This window comes from Pseudomonas sp. NFPP02 (genome assembly GCF_900119355.1).
Taxonomy (GTDB): Bacteria; Pseudomonadota; Gammaproteobacteria; order Pseudomonadales; family Pseudomonadaceae; genus Aquipseudomonas; species Aquipseudomonas paracarnis.
In genome coordinates this window covers 104,343-129,379 of record NZ_FPJI01000003.1, presented here as the reverse complement: position 1 = coordinate 129,379, position 25,037 = coordinate 104,343, and the positions used below count along the sequence as shown (strand labels likewise).

Genomic DNA, 25,037 nt, shown 5'->3' with positions numbered 1-25,037 from the left:
CGTGAAAAATATGTAAGAGAAAGTGTGAATGTGTCGATGTACGTAAAGCTGCTCTCCAGCTGTCGCTAAATCTTCCAGCGTGCGGCACTTTTGCCAAGCCGTTGACGCATCTGATCGACGTTCGCCGCCAGTTGCAGGGTCAACAGGCGATACCCATCCAGCGCGCTGTACACCGGTGCATCAAGCGCAGGCTCGCTGGCATGGGCGTGACCGGTACGCTCCAACCGCTCCGTCACCCCCGATTTCAACGCGCGCGCCATACCCACCAACTGCACCCGGATTTGCCGATGCTCGGCCTTCAACATGACTTGCATTCGCGCCGTGGCCTGCTCATCACGCGGGTCTGGCCGGGTATTGCCCAGAATCTCCAGGGTGCTGATGCACAGGCGCAGGTGACGTTGGATCGCGTCCAGTTCAGTCATGGAAATCCGCACTTCCTTGGACACCGACGGCATCAACGAACGCAGTTGCACCATCGCCCCGTTCAAACGGTTGAGCAGCTTGAGGTGTTCATCGTCAGTCACGGACTGGCCATTGATGATCCGGCTATAAATCTGCGCGCAGTCACGCAGGGCGCTGGCCAGGTTGTAGCGCCACGAATACACGGCGTACAACGGCAAGGCAAAGGAAAACGCCAGGGCCAGCACAATGCCGATGAGGATATCGACGGTGCGCCACAGGCCATCGGAGATCGGGTTGTCGCCATGGCCGGCGACGATAAACACCGTGATCGCCGACAGCAGCGCGATATAACCGCCCTTACCGATGGCGTGATAGGAAAAGAATCCGCACACCACGGACATCAACAGATAGGTGAGCAACGGCAGGCCGAAGTAAGCCTGTTGTACCACCAGCAGCAAGCCGACGCTGGCGCCGATCAAGGTGCCGTAGGCGCGTTCGACGGCTTTTTTGCCGATATTGCCGTGGTGCTGCAACCCGCCGATGACGATCAGCATGGTCACCGACGCCCATTCCCCGTGAGGCAGGTTGAGGCCGGTGGTCAGCAGGATGGTTGCCAGCAAACCCACCGATACGCGCGCGGCGTGGATCAGCTTGGCATGGCGAAAGCGGCGGTAGGGGTCGAGCAAAGGGCGCAGCAGGCGCCGGGCAAAGAAGGGCAGGTTCATCAGTCTTAAAATGGCCTCAAATGTATGAATGTGCTCGATCAAATGTGGGAGCTGGCTTGCCTGCGATAGCATCACCGCGACCTGACTGAAAGACCGAGGAGCTGGCATCGCAGGCAAGCCAGCTCCCACACTGACCTGTCTGCACATTGGAACGGAGTTGGCTTCAGAAGATGTAGTCGGTGGTCAGGAAGCTCGAATCGCGGTTGCGCAAAATATCGCTGACCAACGCCTTGTTACTCTCCTGGAACTTGGTCGCCACCAAAGTTCGGATCGAGAACACGCGCAAGGCGTCATGCACCGACAACGTGCCCTCGGCCGAGTTCTTGCGCCCGTTGAAGGGGAATGTGTCCGGACCGCGCTGGCATTGGGCATTGATATTGATACGGCCCACCTGGTTGGCGAAGGTGTCCACCAGGCGTCCGACTGCCACGGGGTCGGTGCCGAAGAGGCTCAACTGCTGGCCGAAATCCGAGTCCAGCACGTAGTCGATCACGGTCTCCAGGTCACGATAGGGCACGATCGGCACCACCGGGCCGAATTGCTCTTCGTGGTAGACGCGCATCTGCGGGTTTACCGGGTACAGCACCGCCGGGTAGAAGAACGAACCACGGCTGCTGCCGCCCTCGGGGTTCATGACCTTGGCGCCATGGCGCGCCGCATCGGCCACCAGTTCGCTGAGGTAATCGACCTTGCCCACTTCTGGCAGTGGCGTCAGCGCCACGCCATCCTCCCACGGCATGCCGGGCTTGAGCGTCGCCAGCTTGGCGTTGAATTTCTCGATAAAGCGCTCGACCACGTCTTCATGCACGAACAGGATCTTCAACGCGGTGCAACGCTGGCCGTTGAACGACAGCGAACCGGTGACGGCTTCGTTCACCGCATTGTCCAGGTCCACTTCGGGCAGCACGATCCCCGGGTTTTTGGCATCCAGGCCCAGCGCAGCACGCAAACGGTGCGGCTTGGGGTGCAGCTTTTTCAGATCACTGGCGGCCTTGTTGGTGCCGATAAACGCAAAGATGTCGATCTTGCCGCTGGCCATCAGCGCGCTCACGGTCTCGCGGCCGCTGCCGTAGATCACGTTGATCACCCCGGCCGGGAAGCTGTCGCGGAAGGCTTCCAGCAAAGGGCGGATCAACAGCACACCCAGCTTGGCCGGCTTGAACACCACGGTATTGCCCATGATCAAGGCCGGGATCAGCGTGGTGAAGGTCTCGTTCAACGGGTAGTTGTAAGGCCCCATGCACAACGCCACGCCCAGGGGCACGCGGCGGATCTGGCCGAGGGTGTCCTGCTCCAGTTCAAAACGACTGCTGCGGCGGTCGAGTTCCTTGAGGGCATTGATGGTGTCGGTGATGTAGTCGCAGGTACGGTCGAATTCTTTCTGCGAGTCCTTGAGGTTCTTGCCGATCTCCCACATCAGCAGCTTGACCACCGCATCGCGCTGTTCGCGCATGCGCCTCAAAAACGCTTCGACGTGCTGGATACGCTCGACCACGCGCATCGTCGGCCATGCACCCTGGCCACGGTCGTAGGCGCGCACGGCAGCATCCAGGGCGGTGAGGGCGGTGTCGGCATCCAGCAACGGCGTGCTGCCGATGTGTACACGCTCATCACCCAGTTGCACGGGGCTTTGCACGCGGGCGAGCGGGCCGTTCCACACCTGCAACTGGCCGTCGACCAGGTATTCACGTTGTTCAATGGGCGCCGCCAGGCGAAATTGCTCGGGAATCTGCGCGGTGGAGGTGGGAAACAGCTGGGCGAGCAGGTTGCTGGTGGTCATGTCGCTACCCCTGGAATAGTTGCAAAACATGACTAGAGAGTCACCCAACAAGCGGCTCTAACGCAAGGCTTGCGCGCATTCTTGTTCGCAGGGTGGTGTACGCCGGGTAAACTGCGCGGCTTTTCAGAAGGAGTTCACATGAGTCAGTACCAGCCGGGCATTCTTGCCGCACCGGTGCCTTTGCAGGCCCGCCATCTGTTTTTTGCCCTGGATTCGTTGCAAGCCGTGCCCGCTGCGCTGGACGCGCTGGTGCAGTTGACGGATGCGGCGGCCGTGGTGGGGTTCGGTGAGCCGCTGGTAAAAGCGCTGGGTGCCCCGATCCCAGGGCTGCGCTCATTCCCGGCCGTTAGCGGCCCTGGCGCGCACAACCCGTCGACTCAGCAGGCGCTGTGGGTATGGTTGCATGGGGTGGATCGCGGTGAGTTGTTGCTGCGCAGCCGTGCCGTGGAAAAAGCGCTGGCTCCGGCGTTTCGACTGGTGCAATCGACTGAAGGTTTCCGCTACAAGACCGGCTTTGACCTGACCGACTACGAAGACGGCACCGAAAACCCCCACGACGATGCCGCCGTGCAAGCCGCGCTGACCGACACCGGCGCCAGCTTCGCCGCGATCCAGCAATGGCAGCACGACCTTGACGGTTTCGCCGCATTGCCTGCCCAGGAGCGTGACCACATCATTGGCCGCCGCCATGGCGACAACGAAGAACTCGACGACGCCCCGGAATCGGCCCATACCAAGCGCACTGCCCAGGAAAGCTTTACCCCGGAAGCCTTCGTGGTACGTCGTTCGATGCCCTGGGCCGAGAATGGTCAGGCGGGGTTGATGTTCCTCGCGTTTGGTCATTCATTCGATGCGTTTGAAGCGCAGTTACGACGCATGAGTGGGTTGGAAGATGGGATTGTCGATGGCCTGTATCGCATCAGCAAGCCGCTGACCGGAGGCTATTACTGGTGCCCGCCGGTGAGGGAAGGGCGCCTGGACCTGAGTCTGGTTTTTTAACCGCCTTTTTGCCTGCTCCCTCAAGCGCTTTTGAGCGCTTCCAGCCACGCGGGATCGAGCCGGGTTTGTTCGGTGTCGATCCCCAGTGCGTGCATCTTCGCCTTGTGTGCTTCGATTTCGCCGACCAGTTGCGCCTGGGCGCTGGAGTTGGCGTCCAGCTCGTGCATCTGCGTCAGCCCCAAGTGATAGAAGCGCAACAGCTTGATGGCTGCCGGGTCGTTGGCCTGCACCCGCTCGGTGACCTTGTGCATGACATTGGTCACGCTCATCAGGCTGCGCTTGAGTTGCCAGCCATACACCGCTGGCGCCAACCAGGCCTGGCTCCAGAACGGGCCACGCACCAGCGCGACCGTGATCAACACGCCGGCGAAGACGCCGCCGACGTTGAAGCGAAAATTGTCACCGCCAGGCTCACCGAACAGCATCACCGCCAGGCTCGACAGCAGCATGGCCAAGGCCAGGAACAGCGCCGCGACGATCAACGTGCTACGGCGGGTCTGTTGGCGATAGGCAGTGGGGTCGCAGGGTTTGAGTTCGAACATCCGGGCAGGTCTCCAAAAAGGGCGGTCATCTTCTCACGCCTGGCGTAATGAAGTTGAACGATGGCGCGGGGCGGTTTCTCTAAAATGGTGAACCCCTCATGAGGTCAGTCATCATGTCTGAACACAAGCAGCCACCCCCAGGTACACCGGATCCGAACCGTACGCCGGGTGAGGAGGAGCGTGATAACGATGCGTTGCGCCCCAACGATCCCAAAGAGCGCAGTCCGGACAACGATGTCGAGCGCGTCGAAGAAGACCTGGAAAACCTCCACGACAGAGCCCGCCCGCTTTAGCAGGAGAATATGATGAACAAACCTACCGATGGTCCCTCTTCCAACGAACACGCCAGTGGCAAGGATGAACTGGGCTTCGACCCGGATTCGCCGGATGTAGCCGACCCACAGGTCGATCCCATCGGCCCGGCTATTGCGCCGTTGGACAAAAAGGACGACGAGACAGCGAAAAAAAAGCCGCCCTACGATCCGTTGGGCGACTTGAAGCAATGAACCGAGCCCCGCCGTTATGCGGGGCTTTGTTTACCTGGGCGGCGACCAGCTGACGTCGCTGATACCGTATTTTTCCGCCCAGGGCCGGGTGGTCTTTTTCACCTGTTCGTGACCTACGCGGCCGATGCGGCTGACATGGGCAATGTCGGCATCGACGGCCGCCCAATGCCAGGCCTCGGCGTTGTTCATCACTTCGGCGCGCACCACGAAAGACTTGGGTTTACCGTGTAGCTGATAGTGGACGGTGTAGATTTTTGCGGTACTCATGCTGCCTCCCAATCTTGTTATAGATGGATAGGCCGGCGCTCCAAAAGGTTCATTCAAAATGACAACGCAGGCAGAGGCGCGGCATAGTGACGCTCTTGCCCTGCGCCCAAGGATCGCGCCATGCACACACTCACCGATAGCCGCCTGTACCTGCAACGCCTGGGCTATGCATCGCCACCGCCGCCCACCCTGCAAACCCTGCGAGACTTGCAACTGCGCCATGTGTGCAGCTTTGCCTTTGAAAGCCTGTCGACCTTGATGCATGCACCGGTACCCATCGACCTGCCCAGCGTTGAGCGCAAGGTGCTGCACGAGGGGCGCGGCGGCTATTGCTACGAGTTGAACCAGCTGTTCCTGGCACTCTTGCAGGAACTGGGCTTCGAGGCCCGTGGCATCACCGGGCGTGTGGTGATCGGCGGCCCACCAGACGCCCACACTGGGCGAACCCATCGCTTGAGCTTGGTGACCCTCGACGGCGTGCGCTATATCACCGATGTCGGTTTTGGCGGCATGGTGCCCAGCAGCCCGTTGCAACTGGACAACGACGCACCCCAGGCCACCGCTCATGAGCCTTATCGCCTGACGCTCAAACACGGCAGCTACACGCTGTGGGCGCAGGTGGGCGAGGAGTGGCGTGGCCTGTACGTGTTCGATCTGCAAACCCAGGCCGACATCGACTATGAAATCGGCAACTGGTATGTCTCCACGCACCCAGGCTCCCCGTTTGTAGGGCAGTTGAAAGCCGCGTTGCTTGCGCCTGGCAGGCGCCATACGTTGGCAAACGCCCGCTATGCGGTTCATTACCTGGATCGGCCCAGCGAGAAGCGCAAGCTGGAGAGTGCTGATGAGTTGCTGACGTTATTGCGCGACACCTTCGGCATTTGTTTGCCGGCTCAGCCGCAACTTCGCGAAGCGGTTGAGCACCTGATCAGGGCCGATCTCGAAGAGTATTGAGATAGAGCCTTCGCTGAACCGTTTTTTCTCCGTTTTGGTGCAAATCAGTTCGAACTTTTTGCAAACGCCAAGGTTCGAACCGATTCCTGAATACTTTGCCCACCTTAAAATGGAGATGTAAAACGATGTCCAAACTATTCGGAAAATTCATCAAGAACACCTCGTTGCTGGCCCTGGTGGCTGCGCCTGGCGTGGTGTTCGCAGCACCTTCCACCGACCCGATTTCCACGTTCGGGATCATGGGCAGCTACAACGACTTCAAACTTGAAGGCGGTAGCGAAAGCGACAAGGACCACATGCCCGAAGCCGGCCTGTTCTACAACTTCGGCAACAAGCTCACCGCCGAGTCGGGCTTTATCTACCAGGCCGGTATCGAAGCCAAGTACGGCGAAAAAAGCGATAACAAACTCAAGGAAGGCCAGGCCGACCTCGACCTCGGCTGGCGCGCCGCGCTGGACGCGCGCAACTTCGTCGATGTGATCGTGGGCGGTGGCTACACCTGGACCCGCTACGAGCCGGACACCAATGGCTACGACATGAAGCTCACCAATAAGTCGCCGTTTGCCAAGGCAGCCCTGGGCTACAACCACCAGTTCGATGACATGACCCTGCGCGTTGAAGCCGGCGCCCGTCGCACCATCGACGGTCGCGCCAAGCTCAAGGTGGACGGCGTTGGCAGCGATAGCGTGGACCTCAAGGACCGCACCAACCCTTACGCCGAAGTCAGCCTGCTGATGAACCAGAAGGGCGACCTGCCAGTGATGGCGGGCCTTTACTACACCCGCACCGAGTACAAGCTCGATAACGACTCCTATGTGGCCGACAACACCAAGCTCAAGCGTGATGAGTATGGTTTCAAGGTGGGTATCGCGTTCTGACGCTGTTTGCGCTGCAAAAACGCCCCGAATGCTCGGGGCGTTTTTTTTGCGGCTATTGCCGGTCAGCCCAATGCGGCAAGTTGCGCCACGGTTTCCGGAAAGCGCGCCACTAGTCGTATCAACGTGACAGCCTGCGCATTCGGCTTGGCCCGGCCTTGCTCCCAGTTCTCCAGGGTGCGGGTGTTGGTGCGCAGGTACATGGCGAATACCGAGCGGGACAGGTTGAGTTGCTGGCGTACGGCGATTACCTCGTCAGCGCTAAGTGGCGCCAGCTTGTTGAGGTGCGCTTTGTGGGTGCGCAGGGTGATTTTTCCCTGGCGTTCATCAGCCAGGGCGTCGAAGCCTTCGACCAGTTCGGAAAAGATTTCACGTTTCATGGTGTGTTCTCGCTTTGATTTCCCTGTCTAGCATGTGTTTAAGGGCTTTTTTATGTTGTGGCGTCAGGTCGTTCTGTTCGTGTTTGCCGTACAAAGTGAATAACCAGAATTGCGTACCGCCTGACCACCAGTAGTAAATGACCCGCAGGCCACCGCGCTTGCCTTTGTTTCGTCGCTCATCGACGAAGCGAACCTTTCTCAACCCGCCCGTTCCCTCGATCACGTCTCCCGCTTCTGGGTTTTTCATCAACTCCTGCTGAAAACCGTGAAAAAGCTCATCGCTCAGATAGTCCCTGCGATGCCGTTCGAATGCCGGCAGTTCGATAAATAGAGCATCCATGTTCTGTACGTAGCCTGCGTATAGTTTGGTGGCCCACTCTCTATGGGTCAAGCGCCCAAGCTGTGGGAACTTTCTTAAAACGCAAACACCTTAAGGCCGCATCCAGCGGGGTAGATGCCGGATGAGGAGGCAGATTGAAGAAGAAATTTCAGCGAGTAGGGAAGGGAAAAAGCCAAGCTACAGAAACGCAAAACGGCGCCCAAAGGCGCCGTTCTGTTTAGTGCATCAACCTAAGCGATCAAACGCCCAGCACCGCGTGCTGCACCAGGGTGAGCAACGGTTGTGGGTACACGCCCAGGAAGAACGCGAGCAGGGCGATAGCCAGCAGCATGACGCCGCCTGCCTTCTGTTCCCAATGCAGCTCGGCATCCACACGGCGCAGGTTTGGCTCGATCAGGTACAGGGTGACCATCACGCGCAGGTAGTAGAACACGCCGATGGCGCTGCCCAGTACCAGCGAGGCAACCAGCCACCATTCGTGGGCTTCGACACCGGTCGCGACGATGTAGAACTTGCCGATAAAGCCCGCCGTCAGCGGAATACCGGCCAACGACAGCATCATCACGGTGAGCACGGCGGTCAGGTACGGACGGCGCCAGAACAGGCCGCGGTATTCGTACAGGGCGTCGGCGTCACGGCCTTTATACGGCGACGACATCAAGGTGATGACGCCGAACGCACCCAGGCTGGTGATCACGTAGGTGACCAGGTACACGCCAATGGCTTCCACGGCCAGGCCTTTGCTCGCCACCAGGGCGATCAGCAGGTAGCCGAAGTGGGCGATAGACGAGTAACCCAGCAGACGCTTGAGGTTGTTCTGGGTCAGGGCCAGCAGGTTACCGAACAGGATCGACGCAATGGCGATCACCATCAGCACGTTGCTCAGCACGCCGGTGTTGGCGGCAGGGGAGATCTGGAACAGACGCACCATCACTGCAAACACGGCCACTTTCGACGCAGTCGCCAGGAACGCGGCCACCGGCGCCGGGGCGCCTTCGTACACGTCCGGGGTCCACAGGTGGAACGGCACCAGCGACAGCTTGAACGCCAGGCCGATCAGCATCATCGCCAGGCCCAACTGGGCAATCGGCGCCGGGCTGTTGGTGGCGGCCAGCGCGTGGCCGATACCGGTGAAGCTCAGGCTGCCGGCTTCGGCGTAGAGCAGGGCCATACCGAACAACAGGAACGCGGAACCGGCGGCCGACAGCACCATGTACTTGATGCCGGCTTCCAGGGAGCGCTTGTTGAAGAAGGCGTAGGCCACCAGGCCGTAGGTCGGGATCGACAGCAGTTCCAGGCCGATGAACAGGCCCGCCAGGTGCTGCGCGCTGACCAGCACGATACCGCCGGCCGCAGCCAGCAGGATCAGCAGGTACAGCTCTTCGCGGTTGCCCGGGTAGCCGGTGCCGCCTTCGCCGAGGTAGGCGTGGGCGAGGGTGACGCAGGCCAGGGTCGCCACCAGGATCAGGGCGATGTACAGCAGCGCGAAGTCATCGACCATCATCAATGGCGTGACTGCCAGTGGCGCGACCTTGAGGGCCGGGATGATCGACAGCAGGGCCAGGTTCAACCCGGCGCAGGACAGCAGGAACGTTTGCGAGTGATTGCGGCGCCAGGCGATTGCCAGCATCACCACCACGATGGTGAGGCTGGTAATCAGCAGCGGCGCAAGCGCGATAAAGTGTTGGATCGTGAATTCCATAGCGCTCTTACCGGGCCGAAGCGAGTTGAGAGAAGGCGGTGCCGAACCACTGCTGCACGCCATGCATCGTTGCGGCAGAGGTGTCCAGGAACGGTTGCGGGTACACGCCGATGAAGATCAGCAACACCGCAAGGCCGAGCACCATGATCAGTTCGCGCGCATCCATCCCTTGCAGGACGGTGTCGGACTTGGCCGGGCCGAAATAGGCGCGGTGGATCATGATCAGCGAGTAGACCGAACCGAACACCAGGCCGGAGGTGGCGATGGCGCTGATCCACGGCGTCTGCACAAAGGCACCCATCAGGATCAGGAACTCGCCGATGAAGTTACCGGTACCCGGCAAGCCCAGCGACGCGGCGGCAAAGAACAGGCTGATCGCCGGCAGGTAAGCGATGCGCGACCACACGCCACCCATTTCACGCATGTCACGGGTGTGCAGGCGCTCGTACAGCTGACCACTGAGGATAAAGAGGGCAGCGGCCGAAACACCGTGGGCCAACATCTGGATCACCGCACCCTGCAGCGCCAGTTGGCTGCCGGAGTAGATACCGATCAGTACGAAACCCATGTGGGAAACGGACGAGAAGGCAATCAGACGCTTGATGTCGGTTTGCGCGAAAGCCAGGAACGCACCGTAGAAGATCCCGATCAGACCCAGGGTCATGGCAATCGGCGCGAATTCGGCCGAAGCATTCGGGAACAGCGGCAGGGCGAAACGCAGCAGGCCGTAGGCAGCGGTCTTCAACAGGATACCGGCCAGGTCCACGGAACCGGCAGTCGGCGCCTGGGCGTGAGCGTCAGGCAACCAGGAGTGGAACGGCACCACCGGCAGCTTCACCGCGAAGGCGATGAAGAAGCCCAGCATCAGCACGTACTCGGTGGTCAACGACATCTTGGTCTTCAACAGATCGGCGTAGTTGAAGGTAATCACGCCGGTGTTGTTGAAGTTCACCAGTACCAAGCCCAGGATCGCCACCAACATGATCAGGCCGGAAGCCTGAGTGAAGATGAAGAACTTGGTCGCCGCGTAGATCCGGGTTTTCTTGCCGTCCGAAGAACTGTGACCCCAGAGCGCGATGAGGAAGTACATCGGCACCAGCATCATTTCCCAGAAGAAGAAGAACATGAACAGGTCCAGCGCCAGGAACACGCCGACAACGCCGCCCAGGATCCACATCAGGTTCAGGTGGAAGAAGCCCACGTGACGCTGGATCTCTTTCCAGGAGCAGAGTACCGAGAGGATACCCAGCAGGCCGGTCAGCAGGATCATCAACAGCGACAGGCCGTCGAGGGCCAGGTGCACATTGATGCCGAAGCGCTGGATCCACACGTGCTTGAATTCAAGCGCGAAGGTGGGATCGACGCCCGGTGCCGGAGCGAATGAATAGTCACCATGGGCCCACAGCCAGAGGCCGAGCGCGAGTTCCAGGGACATGGTCAGCAACGCAATCCAGCGGGGGAGGGTGGCGCCGAAGCGTTCACCCATCCAGCAGAGCAGGCCGCCGATAAAGGGGATCAGGATTAGCCAGGGCAGAATCATGACGGGCTCGTTTCCTTTCGCAAGTTCGCAAAGTACGCAGTGCACTTAAACATAGTCAGACCGCTACCACGACGATGGCGCCGATCACCAGAACGGCACCCGCCGCCATGGACGCTGCATACCAACGCAATTGGCCGGTCTCGCTGCGGCTCAGGGCGGTGTGACCGGCCTTGGCGGCACGCGGGATCAAACCGATGGTCTGGTCGAGCGGGTCTTTGCGCAGCACGTGGCTGATCGCAAGGTAAGGTTTGACGAACAGTTTGTCGTAGATCCAATCGAAGCCCCAGGCAGCGAACCACCAGGCCGACAGGAAGCGACCAATGCCACTGTTGGCCACGGCAGTCACGAAGCGACGCTTGCCGAGGAACAGCAGAGCCGCCAGCAGGATACCGGCGATGGCGATGGCGCCCGAGGCGATTTCCAGGCTGTGCTGGGCTTCGCCGCCGGCATGGCCGACGCTTTGTGGCAATACACCGTGCAGTGGCGGGGTGATCATCGCACCGACGAAGGTCGACAGGATGATCAGCACCGACAGTGGCAACCAATGGGAGATGCCGTGGCCTGCGTGCGCTTCGGTCTTGGCTTCACCGTGGAAGGTGATGAAGATCAGGCGGAAGGTGTACAGCGAGGTCATGAACGCACCTACCAGGCCTGCGTACAGCAGGTTCTGGTTACCGCTGGCGAAAGCTTCCCAGAGGATTTCGTCCTTGGAGTAGAAGCCTGCGGTTACCAGCGGCAGGGCGGCCAGGGCGGCACCACCGACGATGAAGCTGGCGTAGGCCAGTGGCAGTTTCTTCCACAGGCCGCCCATCTTGAAGATGTTCTGCTCGTGGTGGCAGGCCACGATCACCGCACCGGAGGCGAGGAACAGCAGGGCCTTGAAGAACGCGTGGGTCATCAGGTGGAAGATCGCCGCGTCCCAGGCGCCGACGCCCAGGGCCAGGAACATGTAGCCGATCTGGCTCATGGTCGAGTAGGCGAGGATACGCTTGATGTCGGTCTGCACCAGCGCGGCGAAGCCGGCCAGTACCAGGGTCACGCCGCCGACGATACCCACCAGGTGCAGGATGTCCGGCGCCAGGGTGAACAGGCCGTGGGTACGGGCGATCAGGTAGACACCGGCGGTTACCATGGTGGCGGCGTGGATCAGTGCCGATACCGGGGTAGGACCGGCCATTGCATCCGCCAGCCAGGTTTGCAGCGGCAGTTGCGCAGATTTACCCACGGCGCCACCCAGCAGCATCAGGGTAGCCAGGGTGATCCAGAAGTCGCCGACCTGGAATTTCTGCGGTGCCAGCACCAGCAGTTCCTGGATGTTCAGCGTGCCCACCTGTTGGAACAGGATGAACAGGCCGATGGCCATGAACACGTCGCCGATGCGGGTGACGATAAACGCCTTGAGTGCTGCGTTACCGTTGTTGCGATTGCTGTAGTAGAAACCGATCAACAGGTACGAGCACAGGCCCACGCCTTCCCAGCCGAAGTACAGGAACAACAGGTTATCGCCCAGCACCAGGAACAGCATGCTGGCGATAAACAGGTTGGTGTACGAGAAGAAGCGCGAGTAGCCCGCTTCACCGCGCATGTACCAGGACGCGAACAGGTGGATCAGGAAGCCCACACCCACCACCACGCCGAGCATGGTGATCGACAGGCCGTCGATGTAGAGGGCGAAGTTGGGCTTGAAGCCCTCGACCGCCATCCACTGCCACAGCACCAGGGTGTAGTGACCACCTTCGGGCGGCGCCACGTTGAATTGCCAGATGACGTAGGCGGCCACGATGGCCGACAGGCCGATGGAGCCCACGCCGATCAGGGCCGAGAGGTTCTCCGACCAGCGCCCGCGAGAGAACGACAGCAGCAGGAAACCGATCAGGGGGAATACGAAAGTCAGAAAGATCATGTTCATCCGCGCATCTCACTGGCAGCGTCGATATCAAGCGTGTGGAAGCGACGATACAGCTGCAGCAGGATCGCCAGGCCAATACTGGCTTCGGCGGCTGCCAGGCTGATCACCAGGATGAACATCACTTGCCCATCCGGCTGGCCCCAACGTGCGCCTGCCACGATGAACGCCAGTGCCGCAGCGTTCATCATGATTTCCAGGCTCATCAACACGAACAGAATGTTACGGCGAACCATCAGGCCGACCAGGCCAAGGCAGAACAGGATGCCGGCGACCGCCAGACCATGCTCCAAAGGGATAGCAGGCATCGTCATTGCTCCTTGGCTTCGTTGCGGCCCAAGTGGAAGGCAGTGATGGCTGCGGCGAGCAGCAGCATCGAAGCCAGTTCGACCACCAGCAGGTACGGGCCGAACAGGCTGATGCCCACGGCTTTCGCGTCTACGGTGGTGTGGCCGATGGCCTGGCCGCTCTGGTGAGCGAACAGCACATACAGCAGTTCACCCAGCAGCAGGGCTGCGAGGACAACCGGGCCGAGCCAGATGCCGGGCTTGAGCCAGACGCGCTCCTGGGCGACCGAAGCCGGCCCCAGGTTGAGCATCATCACCACAAACACGAACAGCACCATGATGGCGCCGGCGTAGGCGATCACTTCCAGCACACCGGCGAACGGTGCGCCGAGGCTGAAAAAGGTCATGGCCACGGCGATCAGCGAAATGATCAGGTAGAGCAGGGCGTGCACGGGGTTAGTGTTGGTGATCACGCGAAGCGTGGACACCACTGCAATACCCGATGCGAAATAGAAAGCGAATTCCATCTTTCTTCCTTAAGGCAGCAAGCTCTTCACGTTGATCGGCTCGGCTTCGTTTTGTGCGGCGCCTTTTGGCTTACCGGCAACGGCCATACCTGCAACACGATAGAAGTTGTAATCAGGGTTTTTACCGGGACCAGAGATCAAAAGATCTTCTTTCTCGTACACCAGGTCCTGACGTTTGAACTCGGCCATCTCGAAATCCGGCGTCAGCTGGATCGCGGTGGTCGGGCAAGCTTCCTCGCAGAGGCCGCAGAAAATGCAGCGCGAGAAGTTGATGCGGAAGAAGTCCGGGTACCAGCGACCATCTTCGGTTTCAGCTTTCTGCAGGGAAATGCAACCCACCGGGCACGCCACGGCGCACAGGTTGCAGGCTACGCAACGCTCTTCGCCGTCGGGGTCGCGGGTCAGTACGATGCGGCCGCGATAGCGCGGCGGCAGGTACACCGCTTCTTCGGGGTATTGCAGGGTGTCGCGTTTGCGAAAGCCGTGACCGAACACCATCACCAGGCTTCGCAACTGGGTACCGGTACCCTTAACGATGTCGCCAATATATTTGAACATGGGTCAAATCCTCACTGAACCGCGGCAGCGGGCGTGTTCAACAACACGACGGCAGCCGTCACCAGCAAATTGATCAGGGTCAGCGGCAGGCAGAATCTCCAGCTGAAATCCATCACCTGGTCATAGCGCGGGCGCGGAATCGAGGCGCGCAGCAGGATGAACAGCATGATGAAGAACGCGGTCTTCAGGAAGAACCAGAAGAAGGCCAACTGCGGCAGGATGCCGAACGGACCGTGCCAGCCGCCGAAGAACAGCGTGACCAGCAGGGCCGAGATCAAGATGATGCCGATGTACTCACCGACGAAGAACATGCCCCACTTCATACCGGCATATTCAATGTGGTAACCGTCGGCCAGTTCCTGTTCCGCTTCCGGCTGGTCGAAGGGGTGACGGTGAGTCACGGCCACGCCAGCGATGAAGAAGGTGCAGAAGCCGAAGAACTGCGGAATGATGAACCACAGGTTCTGCGCCTGGTACTCGACGATGTCGCGCATGTTGAACGAGCCAACCTGCACCACGATGCCCATCAGTGCCAACCCCATGAACACTTCATAGGATACGGTTTGGGCCGAGGCACGCAAGCTGCCCAGCAGGGCGAACTTGTTGTTGCTCGACCAACCGGCGAACAGCACCGCGTATACCGACAAACCGGCCATGGCGAAGAAGAACAGCAAACCGATGTTCAGGTCCGCCACGCCCCAGGTCGGGGTGATCGGGATGATCGCAAACGCAATCAGCAAGGCGCTCATGGCTACCACCGGTGCCAGGGTGAAGATCACCTTGTCGGCAAACGGCGGGGTCCAGTCTTCCTTGAAGAACATTTTCAGCATGTCGGCAGCGATCTGGAACATGCCGAACGGGCCAACGCGGTTCGGACCGTAACGGTCCTGCCACCAGCCCAGCAGGCGACGTTCGACGAAGCTGAGCAGGGCGCCCGCGACGACCACGGCCAACAGGATCACGATGGCCTTGACCACCGAGATGATCACGTCAATTACTTCCGGCGTGAACCAAGTCATTGCGCTGCCTCCTGCAGACCGTCAACGGTTTTGCCGAAAATGGCAGGCGGAATACCGGCGATGCCTTTAGGCAGTGCAACCAGGCCGGCACCCAACTCATCGTTGATACGCAGCGGCAGACGCAAGGTCTGGCCGGCCACGTTGAGGCTGAGCAGGGCACCGTCGTTGACGCCCAGGCGGTCGGCTTCGGACCTGGCGACGGACACGTAAGCGGCAGGAATACGCTCTTGAACCGGCGCGGCCTTGGAAGAGGTTTCTTCGCTGCCGAACAGGTGGAAGAACGGCACAACCTGCCAGGTGCCCGGCGCCGGGTTGAACGGACGCGGTACCGCAGCGAACCAGTTCAGCGAGTCACCGCTGGTTTCGATCAGGCGAGTGCCCGGGTCGCCAGCGCGGATGTGACCACCGACTTCGTCCTGGAACTTGTTCCAGGCTTGCGGCGAGTTCCAGCCCGGCGACCAGGCAAACGGCACCTGCTGACGGGGTTCGGCCGAACCCGAATAACCTTCCATGGAGAAGGCAAACGCGGTGTCGTTGTCTTGCGGGGTACGTGGCTCGTGCACGCTGATGTCAGCACGCATGGCGGTACGACCGGAGTAACGCAGCGGCTCACGTGCCAGTTTCAGGCCCTTGATGCGGAACGCGGCAGAAGGCGCGGCATCCACGATACGAGCAAGCTGCGGCGCGCTGGCGGCGGTGGCAGCGGTCACGTGGTCGAGTTGGGTCCAGTCGATCGGCTGGTTCAGCAGGGTGGCGCGCAGGGCATGCAGCCAGCGCCAGCCTTCGTGCACCAGGATGCTGGCGTCCATGTACTTCGGATCGAACACCTGGAAGAAGCGCTGGGCGCGGCCTTCCTGGCTGACCAGTGTGCCGTCGCCTTCGGCGAAGGTGGCGGCTGGCAGTACCAGGTCGGCGCGGTCGCTGGTGGCGGTCTTCTGGTGGTCGGCGACGATCAGCACCTTGGCAGCATCCAGTGCAGCGTCAACCTTGGCGGCAGCGGTGCGGGTGTACAGGTCGTTTTCCAGCACCACGATGGCGTCGGCGTTGCCGTCGGTCACTGCTTGCAGCGCTGCGTCCACGGACTCGCCACCGAGCATTGCCAGGCCCAGGCTGTTGGCTTCCGGCACCACCAGGCTGATGGAGCCATTTTTGTCGCGCAGCTTAAGGGCCTTGGCGATGTTGGCGGCGGCTTCGATCAGCGCCTTGGAACCCAACGAGGTACCGGCAATGATCAGCGGGCGCTTGGCCGCCAGCAGGGCGTCGGCAATGCGCTGAGCCAACTCGACAGCTTCGGCGTCCAGGCCTTCAACGGCGGGTGCGCTGGCGTCGAGGGCGTGGGCCACGGCGAAACCGAGGCGCGCCAGGTCGTCCGGCGCGGCGTGTACGCATTCTTCAGCGATGTCGTCGAGCTTGGTTTCAGCCAGGGAAGCGATAAACAGCGGGTTCAGCGCGTGCTGGCCGATGTTCTTCACGGCGGCGTCAAGCCAAGGCTGTACGCGCATGGCGTCGGCCATTTCTTCGGCCTTGCCTTTGACCGACTGACGCAGCGACAGCGCGATGCGTGCAGCGGTCTGGGTCAGGTCTTCACCGAGTACGAAGATCGCATCGTGGTCTTCGATGTCGCGCATGTTCGGCACTGGCAGCGGGCTGTCGTTCAGCACTTGCAGGACCAGGCGGATGCGCTCCAGCTCGCCCGCTTCGATACCGCAGTAGAAGTGCTCGGCACCCACCAGTTCACGCAAGGCGAAGTTGCTTTCGAGGCTGGCACGTGGCGAACCGATACCGACGATAGTGCGCCCGCGCAACAGGTCGGCGGCTTTATCCAGCGCGGCGTCCAGGCTCAGCTTGGCGCCATCGGCCAGCAGCGGCTGGCGCGGACGGTCTTCGCGGTTGACGTAGCCGTAGCCGAAGCGGCCACGGTCGCACAGGAAGTACTGGTTGACCGAACCGTTGAAGCGGTTTTCGATACGGCGCAATTCACCGTAGCGCTCGCCCGGGGAGATGTTGCAACCGCTGGAGCAGCCATGGCAAATGCTCGGCGCAAATTGCATGTCCCACTTGCGGTTGTAGCGCTCGGAGTGGGTCTTGTCGGTGAACACACCGGTCGGGCAGACCTCGGTGAGGTTGCCGGAGAATTCGCTTTCGAGCACGCCGTCTTCAACGCGACCGAAGTACACGTTGTCGTGGGCGCCGAATACGCCGAGGTCGGTGCCGCCGGCGTAGTCCTTGTAGAAGCGCACGCAGCGGTAGCAGGCGATGCAGCGGTTCATTTCGTGGGAAATGAACGGGCCGAGGTCCTGGTTCTGGTGGGTACGCTTGGTGAAGCGATAGCGGCGCTCGTTGTGGCCGGTCATCACCGTCATGTCTTGCAGGTGGCAGTGACCGCCTTCCTCACAGACCGGGCAGTCGTGGGGGTGGTTGGTCATCAGCCATTCGACAACGCTGGCGCGGAACGCCTTGGACTCTTCATCGTCGATGGAGATCCAGGTGTTGTCGGTGGCTGGGGTCATGCAGGACATGACGATACGACCACGGGTGTCGTTTTCGTCGGTGTATTGCTTGACCGCACACTGGCGACAGGCACCGACGCTACCGAGAGCGGGGTGCCAGCAGAAATACGGGATGTCGAGGCCGAGTGACAGACATGCCTGTAACAGGTTGTCCGCCCCATCGACTTCGAGCGCTTTGCCGTCTACGTGGATAGTGGCCATGGTTCAAAGTTCTTCGTTGGCCCGTTGTCAGCGGGCGTGGCTAATGGAATCTTGTTATTCATGTGCATCTACACAGCCTTTACGGCGTCAGCACATGAGCAGGCGAAGGGCACGGACCCTTCGCCTGTTTAAGCGTTACGCGCCGACTACGATCGGCTTTGCCAGAGGCGGGACGGCGGCGCTGGTGGGCGCGATGCCGGCTTCGAACTCCGAGCGGAAGTATTTGATTGCGCTGCCCAATGGCTCCACGGCGCCCGGTGCGTGAGCACAGAAAGTCTTGCCTGGGCCGAGGAAACCGACCAGGCCCAGCAGGGTTTCGATATCACCCTCGCGGCCTTCGCCATTTTCCAGGGCCATCAGCAGCTTGACGCTCCACGGCAAACCGTCGCGGCAGGGGGTGCAGAAACCGCAGGACTCGCGGGCGAAGAACTGCTCCATGTTGCGCAGCAACGAGACCATGTTCACCGTGTTGTCCACCGCCATCGCCAGGCCGGTACCCATCCGGGTGCCCACCTTGCCGATGCCGCCGGCATACATTTGTGCATCCAGATGCTCAGGGAGCAGGAAACCGGTGCCGGCGCCACCTGGCTGCCAGGCTTTCAAGGTGTAGCCGTCGCGCATGCCGCCGGCGTAGTCCTCGAACAGCTCGCGCGCGGTCACGCCAAACGGCAGTTCCCACAGGCCAGGGTTCTTGACCTTGCCGGAGAAACCCATGAGCTTGGTGCCCATGTCTTCGCTGCCTTCGCGGGCCAGGGATTTGTACCAGTCCACGCCGTCGGCGATGATCGCCGGCACGTTGCACAGGGTCTCGACGTTGTTCACGCAGGTCGGCTTGCCCCATACGCCGACGGCGGCGGGGAAGGGCGGCTTGGAGCGCGGGTTGGCGCGGCGGCCTTCGAGGGAGTTGATCAGTGCGGTTTCTTCACCGCAGATATAACGCCCGGCCCCGGTGTGCACGAACAGTTCGAAGTCGAAACCGGAACCGAGGATGTTCTTGCCCAGCAGGCCGGCGGCCTTGGCTTCTTCCACGGCACGGTTGAGGTGCTTGGCGGCGGTGGTGTACTCGCCACGCAGGAAGATATAGCCACGGTAGGTCTTGAGCGCACGGGCGCTGATCAACATGCCTTCGATCAGCAGATGGGGCAGTTGCTCCATCAACATGCGGTCTTTCCAGGTGTTGGGCTCCATCTCATCCGCGTTGCACAGCAGGTAACGGATGTTGATGGATTCGTCTTTGGGCATCAGGCCCCACTTCACGCCGGTAGGGAAGCCCGCACCGCCGCGGCCCTTGAGGCCGGCGTCCTTCACGGTCTGGACGATATCGTCCTGGGCCATGTCGGCGAAGGCTTTGCGCGCAGCCGCGTAGCCGTTCTTGGCCTGGTACTCGTCGAGCCATACCGGCTCGCCGTCGTCACGCAGGCGCCAGGTGAGGGGGTGAGTCTCGGCCGAACGCTTGATCAGGTTGGCCGGGCCGAAGGAAGTCAGGGTCATGGGTAGCCCTCGAGCAATTGGGTGACGCCAGCGGGCTGTACGTCACCGAATGTGTCGTCGTCGATCATCAAAGCCGGCGCCTTGTCGCAGTTGCCCAGGCAGCACACCGGCAGCAGGGTGAAGCGGCCGTCCGCGGTGGTCTGGCCGAGGCCGATGCCCAGTTTGTTCTGGATCTCGCTGACCACGGACTCATGGCCACCGATGTAGCAGACCATGCTGTCGCACACGCGAATGATGTGACGGCCCACCGGCTGGCGGAAGATCTGGCTGTAGAACGTGGCCACGCCTTCAACGTCGCTGGCGGGAATGCCGAGGATCTCGCCGATGGCGTAGAGGGCGCCGTCGGGCACCCAGCCACGTTCTTTCTGGACGATCTTCAGGGCTTCGATAGACGCCGCGCGCGGGTCTTCGTAGTGATGCAGCTCGTGCTCGATGGCCGAGCGCTCGGTTTCACTCAAGGTGAAACGGTCTGTCTGGATAAGCGTGCTGTTCATGCTTAGCGGTCCACGTCGGCCATAACGAAATCGATACTACCCAGGTACGCAATCAAGTCCGCGACCATCTCGCCTTTGATCACCGAAGGGATCTGCTGCAAGTGGGCAAAACTTGGGGTACGAATCCGGGTGCGGTAGCTCATGGTGCCGCCATCGCTCGTCAGGTAATAACTGTTGATACCCTTGGTCGCTTCGATCATCTGGAAGGATTCGTTGGCCGGCATCACCGGGCCCCACGAAACCTGCAGGAAGTGCGTGATCAGGGTTTCGATGTGTTGCAGCGTGCGCTCTTTGGGCGGCGGCGTGGTCAGCGGGTGATCCGCCTTGTACGGGCCGGCCGGCATGTTGCGCATGCACTGCTCGATGATCTTCAGGCTCTGGCGCATTTCTTCGACGCGCACGATGCAACGGTCGTAGGCATCGCCATTGGCCGCCAGCGGTACTTCGAACTCGAAGTTCTCGTAGCCGGAGTACGGGCGCGCTTTACGCAGGTCGAAGTCGCAACCGGTGGAACGCAGGCCGGCACCGGTGACGCCCCATTCCAGGGCCTCTTTGGTGTTGTACTGCGCGACGCCGATGGTGCGGCCTTTGAGGATGCTGTTGTCCAGGGCGGCTTTCTGGTACTCGTCCAGGCGCTTGGGCATCCAGTCGATGAATTCCTTGACCAGGCGTTCCCAGCCGTTCGGCAGGTCGTGGGCCACGCCGCCGATGCGGTACCAGGCCGGGTGCAGGCGGAAACCGGTGATGGCTTCGATGACCTTGTAGGCGCGCTGACGGTCGGTGAAGGTGAAGAACACCGGGGTCATGGCGCCGACGTCCTGGATATAGGTACCCAGGAACAGCAGGTGGCTGGTGATGCGGAAGAACTCGGCCATCATGATGCGGATGGTGTCGACGCGGTCCGGCACCTTGATGCCGGCCAGCTTCTCGACCGAGAGCACGTACGGCAGGTTGTTCATCACGCCGCCGAGGTAGTCGATACGGTCGGTGTACGGGATGAAGCTGTGCCAGGACTGGCGCTCGGCCATCTTCTCGGCGCCACGGTGGTGGTAGCCGATGTCCGGGACGCAGTCGACGATCTCTTCGCCGTCCAGTTGCAGGATGATACGGAAGGCACCGTGAGCCGAAGGGTGGTTCGGGCCCAGGTTGAGGAACATGTAGTCCTCGTTGGTGCCGGAACGCTTCATGCCCCAGTCTTCGGGGCGGAAGCGCGCCGCCTCTTCTTCTAGCTGCTGCTTGGCCAGGTTGAGGCTGAACGGGTCGAATTCGGTGGCGCGGGCAGGGAAGTCCTTGCGCAGCGGGTGACCTTCCCAGGTCGGCGGCATCATGATGCGCGTCAGGTGCGGGTGGCCCGGGAAGTCGATACCGAACATGTCCCAGACTTCACGCTCGTACCAGCTGGCGTTCGGCCAGATACCGGTCACGGTCGGGATGCTCAGGTCGCTCTCGCTCAGCGCAACCTTGATCATCACGTCGCTGTTACGTTCCAGCGACATCAGGTGGTAGAACACGGTGAAATCGGCGCCGCTCGGCAGGCCCTGGCGCTTGGTGCGCAGACGCTCGTCCACGCCATGCAGGTCATAGAGCATGACGTACGGCTTGGGCAGGTTGCGCAGGAAGGTCAGGACTTCGACGAGCCTGGCACGCGCCACCCACAGCACCGGCATACCGGTGCGTGTGGCCTGGGCGGTGAAGGCGTCAGGGCCAAAACGGTTATTGAGTTCGACAACCACATCCTGGTCGTCTGCCTTGTAAGGCGGGATGTACAGAGCACTGCCTGTAGTCATGGTTTTTTATCGCTTTCGGTCAACGTAAAGAATGAAGCCAGGTTTTCGTTCTATAAAAGAAGCGGTGCTGGATCAGACTTCGTCGGGGCTGCGCAGGTTGGTGACTGCGATTCGCTGTTCGCGGCGCTGTTCCTTTTGAGACGGCATCTCGGCGCGATAAACGCCTTGATCACCGACCACCCAGGACAGTGGGCGACGCTCCTTGCCAATCGATTCCTGCAACAGCATCAAGCCTTGCAGGAACGCTTCGGGACGGGGCGGGCAGCCAGGCACGTAGACGTCCACGGGCAGGAACTTGTCCACCCCTTGAACGACCGAGTAGATGTCGTACATGCCACCGGAGTTGGCGCACGAACCCATGGAGATAACCCATTTCGGCTCGAGCATTTGCTCATAGAGACGCTGGATGATCGGCGCCATCTTGATGAAGCAGGTACCGGCGATAACCATGAAATCCGCCTGGCGCGGCGAGGCCCGGATAACTTCGGCGCCAAAGCGCGCAATGTCGTGGGGCGCCGTGAAGGCGGTGGTCATTTCCACGTAGCAGCACGAAAGGCCGAAGTTGTACGGCCACAGGGAGTTTTTACGCCCCCAGTTGACCGCGCCACTCAGCACGTCTTCCAGCTTGCCCATGTAGATGTTTTTGTGGACTTGGTCTTCTAACGGGTCGGAAACGGTTTCCCGTTCGCCGATAGGGTACTGCTCGTTAGGAGCATCCGGGTCGATCCTGGTGAGATTGTATTGCATTGCCAAAGCCTCATTGTTTCAGCTTCGCTTGCCGCTTGCGACGAGCTTCCGGAGCCCAGTCAAGGGCGCCCACTCGGAACAGGTAGACAAGACCTGCCAACAGAATTGCTATGAAAACGAGAGCTTCGACGAATCCGGTCCAGCCGCTTTCGCGGACGGACACAGACCATGCAAAGAGAAAGAGGGCTTCGATATCGAAGATCACGAACAACATCGCGACCAGATAGAATTTGGCTGAGAGCCGCAAGCGGGCGCCACCTGTAGGCAGCATGCCGGATTCGAACGGTTCGTTTTTGCTGCGGCCCCAGGCTTTTGACCCGAGGAGGCTGGACACGCCGAGCATGAAGGCGCAGAGGCCTACAACACCGAGAAGGAAAATGGCAAAGCCCCAGTTGTGGGCCATGAGTCCTGTCGCGTCGGTCATGCTGGAAATCCTTAACAGAGAGCAAAGGTCTCTGAGCTCGAAAAAGTAACGATGCAGTGACGATATGTCGCACTGCAATCAATCGCGGTGATTTTATGGCTAAACACCGGGCAAGTAAAATTCCCAGGGCGAAATTATTCGGTGGAATAAGCACATAGTGCACCTTCTTGGGGCTGTAGCCCTTGTGGTGTGGGCATTAGCGGGCTTTTCATCAATTATGTTTTGTTTAAGCTGTAACGAAGTTTTCGGGCGCCAAATGATAATGAATATTGTTTGCAGGGGGTGTAAGCGAGTGTTTCTCATGTGGCGCGGGAAGTTACCGTTACTTGCTTGAGTGTCGCTTAGTTGTCGCAACGGTTCTTTTAACCGATCGGATGTGCGCGGATACCGCTCTGGATCAATGTTTTTAGTAAAAAACTATGGATAGGGCGCGGTCAATGTGGGAGCTGGCTTGCCTGCGATGGCGGCGGATCAGCTGAAACACCTGCCTCTGACCCACCGCCATCGCAGGCAAGCCAGCTCCCACCATTGATTTTCGGTGATTCCCAGGCAAAAAAACGCCCCGAACCAGTCGGGGCGTGATTGTTGCGCGGCACTGTGGTTAGGTCTTCCGTGGGGCCGCAGTGGCCGTGTACGCGGTACTTAGTGGAACTGCTCTTCTTCGGTCGAACCGGTCAGCGCGGTCACGGACGAGGTGCCGCCCTGGATCACGGTGGTCATGTCGTCGAAGTAACCGGTGCCCACTTCCTGCTGGTGCGCCACAAAGGTGTAACCCTTGGCGGCGTCAGCGAATTCCTGCTCCTGCAGCTTCACGTAGGCCGTCATGTCGTTGCGGGCGTAGTCGTGCGCCAGGTTGAACATGCTGTGCCACATGTTGTGAATGCCGGCCAGGGTGATGAACTGGTGCTTGTAGCCCATGGCCGACAGCTCACGCTGGAACTTGGCGATGGTCGCGTCGTCCAGGTTCTTCTTCCAGTTGAAAGAAGGCGAGCAGTTGTAGGACAGCAGTTGGTCCGGGTATTCCTTCTTGATCGCTTCGGCGAAACGACGGGCTTCGTCCAGGTCCGGCTTGGCGGTTTCGCACCAGATCAGGTCGGCGTACGGCGCGTAGGCCAGGCCACGGGCGATTGCCTGGTCGAGGCCGGCGCGCACTTTATAGAAGCCTTCCTGGGTACGCTCGCCGGTAACGAATGGTTGGTCGTACGGGTCGCAGTCCGAGGTCAGCAAGTCTGCCGCGTTGGCGTCGGTACGGGCCAGGATGATGGTCGGTGTGCCGGCAACGTCAGCGGCCAGGCGGGCAGCGGTCAGCTTCTGCACGGCTTCCTGGGTCGGTACCAGTACCTTGCCGCCCATGTGGCCGCATTTTTTCACCGAAGCCAGCTGGTCTTCGAAGTGCACGCCGGCAGCGCCTGCCTCGATCATGCTCTTCATCAGCTCGTAGGCGTTGAGTACGCCGCCGAAACCGGCTTCGGCATCAGCCACGATTGGCGCGAAGTAGTCGATGTAGCCTTCATCACCAGGGTTCTTGCCGGCTTTCCACTGGATCTGGTCGGCGCGACGGAACGAGTTGTTGATGCGCTTGACCACGGTTGGCACCGAGTCCACCGGGTACAGCGATTGGTCGGGGTACATGGATTCAGCGGAGTTGTTGTCCGCTGCCACTTGCCAGCCGGACAGGTAGATCGCCTGGATACCGGCTTTTACCTGCTGAACTGCCTGGCCGCCAGTGAGGGCGCCCATGCAGTTGACGAAATCTTTGTCGGGACGGAAAGAAGGCTTGGCACCTTGGGTGACCAGGTTCCACAGCTTCTCGGCGCCGAGTTTTGCAAAGGTGTGCTCAGGTTGGACCGAGCCACGCAGGCGGACGACGTCAGCAGCGGAATAAGCGCGGGTCACGCCTTTCCAGCGTGGGTTTTCAGCCCAGTCTTTTTCAAGGGCTGCAATTTGCTGTTCGCGTGTCAGTGCCATGGGGAAAAACCTCGTCGCGTCTTGTTTGAAGTATCCGTTTGCCAGCCCGGCATTCGTTGCCTGGGTAGGGTTGCTCGCTGACCAGAAGCTTTGGTGTTCAAGTCAA

General features: G+C 60.6%; 25 protein-coding genes. 5 read left to right on the top strand and 20 right to left on the bottom strand.

All coding sequences use genetic code 11. The features are described 5' to 3' along the window. Positions 1-65: 65 nt before the first annotated feature. Together BT204_RS06690 and BT204_RS06685 are read right to left on the bottom strand one after the other, a co-directional pair. On the bottom strand, positions 66-1,127 hold the full coding sequence (locus BT204_RS06690; protein WP_034127894.1) for an FUSC family protein: 1,062 nt from the start codon (positions 1,125-1,127) through the stop codon (positions 66-68). Positions 1,128-1,290: 163 nt separating this feature from the next. Beyond that, positions 1,291-2,907 (bottom strand): NADP-dependent glyceraldehyde-3-phosphate dehydrogenase, encoded by a 1,617-nt coding sequence (locus BT204_RS06685; protein WP_034127893.1) that lies wholly within the window; start codon positions 2,905-2,907, stop codon positions 1,291-1,293. Positions 2,908-3,045: 138 nt separating this feature from the next. Between BT204_RS06685 and BT204_RS06680 the strand changes: the two genes are divergently transcribed. Further along, a complete protein-coding gene (locus BT204_RS06680) occupies positions 3,046-3,906 on the top strand; it encodes a Dyp-type peroxidase (protein WP_054898718.1) in 861 nt (286 codons plus the stop codon). Positions 3,907-3,926: 20 nt separating this feature from the next. On the opposite strand, the gene BT204_RS06675 is transcribed toward BT204_RS06680, so the two are convergent. Continuing rightward, the gene (locus BT204_RS06675) at positions 3,927-4,448 is read right to left on the bottom strand and encodes a DUF3087 family protein (RefSeq protein WP_072446048.1); all 522 of its coding nucleotides are present in this window, start codon (positions 4,446-4,448) and stop codon (positions 3,927-3,929) included. A 113-nt stretch (positions 4,449-4,561) separates the two neighbouring features. Here BT204_RS06675 and BT204_RS06670 point away from each other — a divergent pair, with 113 nt between their 5' ends. Then, a complete protein-coding gene (locus tag BT204_RS06670; protein ID WP_057974912.1) occupies positions 4,562-4,741 on the top strand; it encodes a hypothetical protein in 180 nt (59 codons plus the stop codon). Between the two features lie 12 nt (positions 4,742-4,753). Then, a complete protein-coding gene (locus tag BT204_RS06665) occupies positions 4,754-4,954 on the top strand; it encodes a DUF6021 family protein (protein WP_032902837.1) in 201 nt (66 codons plus the stop codon). A gap of 30 nt (positions 4,955-4,984) precedes the next feature. Here the strand turns inward: BT204_RS06665 and BT204_RS06660 are convergent, their stop codons facing one another. Further along, the gene (locus BT204_RS06660) at positions 4,985-5,221 is read right to left on the bottom strand and encodes a DUF6555 family protein (protein WP_003192128.1); all 237 of its coding nucleotides are present in this window, start codon (positions 5,219-5,221) and stop codon (positions 4,985-4,987) included. A gap of 120 nt (positions 5,222-5,341) precedes the next feature. Here BT204_RS06660 and BT204_RS06655 point away from each other — a divergent pair, with 120 nt between their 5' ends. Next, complete coding sequence (locus BT204_RS06655) at positions 5,342-6,175, top strand: arylamine N-acetyltransferase family protein (protein ID WP_072446046.1); 834 nt, start codon at positions 5,342-5,344, stop codon at positions 6,173-6,175. Between the two features lie 125 nt (positions 6,176-6,300). Continuing rightward, the gene (locus BT204_RS06650) at positions 6,301-7,053 is read left to right on the top strand and encodes an outer membrane beta-barrel protein (protein ID WP_072446044.1); all 753 of its coding nucleotides are present in this window, start codon (positions 6,301-6,303) and stop codon (positions 7,051-7,053) included. A gap of 62 nt (positions 7,054-7,115) precedes the next feature. Here the strand turns inward: BT204_RS06650 and BT204_RS06645 are convergent, their stop codons facing one another. From BT204_RS06645 to aceA, 16 genes are all read right to left on the bottom strand, one after another. After that, positions 7,116-7,430, bottom strand: a complete 315-nt coding sequence (locus BT204_RS06645; protein ID WP_003192124.1) for a helix-turn-helix domain-containing protein — start codon at positions 7,428-7,430, stop codon at positions 7,116-7,118. Next, positions 7,420-7,770, bottom strand: coding sequence for a type II toxin-antitoxin system RelE/ParE family toxin (locus BT204_RS06640; protein WP_003192123.1), 351 nt, complete (start codon positions 7,768-7,770; stop codon positions 7,420-7,422). Before BT204_RS06640 ends, BT204_RS06645 begins: the two co-directional genes overlap by 11 nt. Positions 7,771-8,008: 238 nt before the next feature. Continuing rightward, positions 8,009-9,472, bottom strand: coding sequence for an NADH-quinone oxidoreductase subunit NuoN (gene nuoN / locus BT204_RS06635; protein WP_072446042.1), 1,464 nt, complete (start codon positions 9,470-9,472; stop codon positions 8,009-8,011). 7 nt (positions 9,473-9,479) lie between these two features. Beyond that, positions 9,480-11,012, bottom strand: coding sequence for an NADH-quinone oxidoreductase subunit M (nuoM, locus tag BT204_RS06630; protein WP_014718913.1), 1,533 nt, complete (start codon positions 11,010-11,012; stop codon positions 9,480-9,482). Between the two features lie 55 nt (positions 11,013-11,067). Then, entirely contained in the window at positions 11,068-12,921 is a 1,854-nt protein-coding gene (nuoL, locus tag BT204_RS06625) for an NADH-quinone oxidoreductase subunit L (RefSeq protein WP_014718912.1), read from the bottom strand. Continuing rightward, positions 12,918-13,226 carry an NADH-quinone oxidoreductase subunit NuoK gene (gene nuoK, locus BT204_RS06620; RefSeq protein ID WP_003174727.1) on the bottom strand — a complete coding sequence of 103 codons (309 nt, stop codon included), beginning with the start codon at positions 13,224-13,226 and terminating at the stop codon, positions 12,918-12,920. Before nuoK ends, nuoL begins: the two co-directional genes overlap by 4 nt. Positions 13,227-13,228: 2 nt before the next feature. Next, on the bottom strand, positions 13,229-13,732 hold the full coding sequence (gene nuoJ / locus BT204_RS06615; RefSeq protein ID WP_003174726.1) for an NADH-quinone oxidoreductase subunit J: 504 nt from the start codon (positions 13,730-13,732) through the stop codon (positions 13,229-13,231). 9 nt (positions 13,733-13,741) lie between these two features. Then, positions 13,742-14,290 carry an NADH-quinone oxidoreductase subunit NuoI gene (gene nuoI, locus BT204_RS06610; protein ID WP_003174725.1) on the bottom strand — a complete coding sequence of 183 codons (549 nt, stop codon included), beginning with the start codon at positions 14,288-14,290 and terminating at the stop codon, positions 13,742-13,744. An 11-nt stretch (positions 14,291-14,301) separates the two neighbouring features. Continuing rightward, the gene (nuoH, locus tag BT204_RS06605; RefSeq protein ID WP_003174724.1) at positions 14,302-15,309 is read right to left on the bottom strand and encodes an NADH-quinone oxidoreductase subunit NuoH; all 1,008 of its coding nucleotides are present in this window, start codon (positions 15,307-15,309) and stop codon (positions 14,302-14,304) included. Further along, positions 15,306-18,020: an NADH-quinone oxidoreductase subunit NuoG gene (gene nuoG, locus BT204_RS06600; protein WP_072446040.1), complete on the bottom strand. Its 2,715-nt coding sequence runs from the start codon at positions 18,018-18,020 to the stop codon at positions 15,306-15,308. Before nuoG ends, nuoH begins: the two co-directional genes overlap by 4 nt. 135 nt (positions 18,021-18,155) lie before the next feature. Beyond that, entirely contained in the window at positions 18,156-19,511 is a 1,356-nt protein-coding gene (nuoF, locus tag BT204_RS06595; RefSeq protein ID WP_032896666.1) for an NADH-quinone oxidoreductase subunit NuoF, read from the bottom strand. Beyond that, positions 19,508-20,005, bottom strand: a complete 498-nt coding sequence (gene nuoE / locus BT204_RS06590) for an NADH-quinone oxidoreductase subunit NuoE (RefSeq protein ID WP_056861694.1) — start codon at positions 20,003-20,005, stop codon at positions 19,508-19,510. The genes nuoF and nuoE overlap by 4 nt, the downstream gene beginning before the upstream one ends. Before the next feature lie 2 nt (positions 20,006-20,007). Beyond that, complete coding sequence (gene nuoC / locus BT204_RS06585) at positions 20,008-21,792, bottom strand: NADH-quinone oxidoreductase subunit C/D (protein ID WP_003192111.1); 1,785 nt, start codon at positions 21,790-21,792, stop codon at positions 20,008-20,010. Between the two features lie 72 nt (positions 21,793-21,864). Continuing rightward, positions 21,865-22,539, bottom strand: coding sequence for a NuoB/complex I 20 kDa subunit family protein (locus tag BT204_RS06580; RefSeq protein WP_003174719.1), 675 nt, complete (start codon positions 22,537-22,539; stop codon positions 21,865-21,867). 10 nt (positions 22,540-22,549) lie between these two features. Next, positions 22,550-22,963, bottom strand: a complete 414-nt coding sequence (locus tag BT204_RS06575) for an NADH-quinone oxidoreductase subunit A (RefSeq protein WP_003192109.1) — start codon at positions 22,961-22,963, stop codon at positions 22,550-22,552. Positions 22,964-23,605: 642 nt separating this feature from the next. Then, entirely contained in the window at positions 23,606-24,931 is a 1,326-nt protein-coding gene (aceA, locus tag BT204_RS06570; RefSeq protein WP_003174717.1) for an isocitrate lyase, read from the bottom strand. Between the last annotated feature and the right edge of the window lie 106 nt (positions 24,932-25,037).